This is a genomic window from Mesorhizobium abyssinicae (genome assembly GCF_049887195.1).
GTDB lineage: Bacteria > Pseudomonadota > Alphaproteobacteria > Rhizobiales > Rhizobiaceae > Mesorhizobium > Mesorhizobium abyssinicae.
Genome location: NZ_JARAKC010000075.1, coordinates 1 through 2303, shown reverse-complemented (window position 1 = coordinate 2303; position 2303 = coordinate 1). Strand labels below are relative to the sequence as shown.

At 59.8% G+C, this 2303-nt stretch carries 1 protein-coding gene; it reads left to right on the top strand.

Going from position 1 to position 2303, the window contains the following annotated elements; genetic code table 11:
* Positions 1-2276 (top strand): Tn3 family transposase (locus tag PU724_RS33630; protein WP_354426062.1); only part of this gene is annotated, 2276 nt, incomplete at its 5' end.
* Positions 2277-2303: the final 27 nt, after the last annotated feature.

Below are 2303 nucleotides of genomic sequence, written 5' to 3'. Positions count from 1 at the left end.
CGCTGGAAATCGATCCGAAATTGCAGATGCGCATATCGTCTGGACGGTGGGACCAGATGATCCGTGAGGGTAACGCCACGCCGGCATGGCTGGCCAACGACTTCAATGCGAGTCGCCGGCACGCTTTGATCGTCGCGCAGGTCATCAAGCTCGGCCAAAAGCTCACCGACGATGCAGTGTCGATGTTCATCAAGTTGATGGGTCGGCTGTTCTCGCAGGCCAACAACCGCAAGAAGCAGCGGCACATGGACTGCAGGCCGGATACCGCCAAAGCGCTACGCATGTTCCTGGACACGATCACAGCCCTGCAGTCCGCGAACGACTATGGCCGGAACGCATTGGAGGTTCTCGATCAGGAAGTTGGATGGCACCGGTTGCTTCGGATGAAGCCTGAGCTTGAGTCGATGGTCCAGGACAACGAGGCCTCGCCGTTGACCTTAGCGGCCGAGCAATATGCGACCGTCAACAAATATGCGGGTGCGTTCCTACAGGCGTTCACGTTTCACTCGGCGCGCCGCCACGATCCGCTTCTTGCGGCAATTTCGCTGCTGAAACGACTCTATGCCGAGAAGCGGCGGACACTTCCGGACCGCGTCCCGGTCACCCACCTCAGCCAAGCTGATCGGAGGCTCATCTTCGACCAGGAAAGGTCCGATCGCCGACTTTACGAGATCGCCACGCTCGCGGCTTTGCGGGACCGGCTTAGATCTGCGGACATCTGGGTCGACGGCAGCCGATCCTTCCGGCCGATCGACGAGCATCTGATGCCGCGGTCGACATTCACCACAATGAAGGAAGAGGATCGGCTTGGACTCGGCGTCCAAGGTGACGGTGCGCAGTGGCTTGCCCAAGCGCGTCAGATGCTCGACTTCAATCTGAAACGCCTGGCGCACAGAGCTCGGTCCGGAAAGCTCGAAGGTGTTCGTCTTGAAGCTGGGACGTTGATCGTCACGCCGACCGCTGGCGAAGTTCCTGCCGCCGCCGAGGAACTGAATGCCGAGATCAGCGACATGTATCCAATGGTTGAAGTTCCCGACCTGTTGAGAGAAGTGCACGATTGGACCGGTTTTGCGGACCACTTCACGCATGTCCGCACAGGCGACGTCCCCAGAAATGCCTCAGCAATGCTGGCCGGCGTGCTGGCCGATGCGACCAACCTCGGTCCGAAGCGAATGGCGAGCGCATCCAAAGGGATCAGCGCTCACCAGATCGGCTGGATGCGCACGTTCCACGCTCGGTCGGAGACCTATCGCGCGGCGCAAGCATGTATCACCGATGCGCACACCCGGCATCCGCATTCTCGACTTTGGGGCAATGGAACAACCTCATCGTCCGATGGCCAATTCTTTCGCGCGAGCGATAGAGCGGCGAAGCGCGGGGACATCAATCTGCACTACGACAGCGAGCCGGGCTCGAAGTTCTATAGCCATCTATCAGATCAGTACGGCTACTTCAGCATCTTGCCGATCAGCCCGACCGAAAGCGAGGCAGCCTACGTGCTTGATGGGCTGTTCGACCAGGACACGATCCTCGACATCCAGGAACACTTTACCGATACGGGCGGCGCGAGTGATCACCTCTTCGGGCTATTCGCCCTGATCGGCAAGCGGTTCGCACCGCGATTGCGCAATCTCAAAGATCGGAAGTTTCACACGTTCGAGAAAGGCGATGCATATCCGGCGCTGTCGAACCACATTGGCGCGCCGGTCAACGCCACCCTGATTCTCGACCATTGGGACGATCTGCTCCATCTGGCAGCGTCGATCACGACGCGATCAGTGGTGCCGTCCACAATCTTGAAGAAGCTGTCAGCATCACCGAAGGAAAGCCAGCTCGCAAAGGCGCTACGGGAACTTGGCCGGATCGAGCGGTCGCTGTTCATGATCGAATGGTACTCAAGTCCGGCGCTACGCCGGCGTTGCCAGGCCGGCCTCAACAAGGGTGAGGCGGCACATAAGCTGAAGCGCGCCGTCTTCTTCCACGAGCGCGGTGAGATCCGAGACCGATCGTTCGAAAGCCAGGCCTTCCGCGCCTCCGGCCTCAACCTCGTCGTCAGCGCAATCGTACACTGGAACACAGTCTATATCGAACGGGCCGTCGCCCACTTACGCAACGTGCGCCGCGAGATTCCGGATCATCTGCTCAAGCACATCTCGCCGCTGAGCTGGGAGCACATCAATCTGACCGGCATCTACACTTGGGATGCGGAGCATCAGATGCCCGAAGGCTTCCGGTCGCTCAGACCTCCGACGAAGCTACTTCGTGCCGCCGCCTGACGTTCCTGCTCCGTTCAGCCTTAGCGT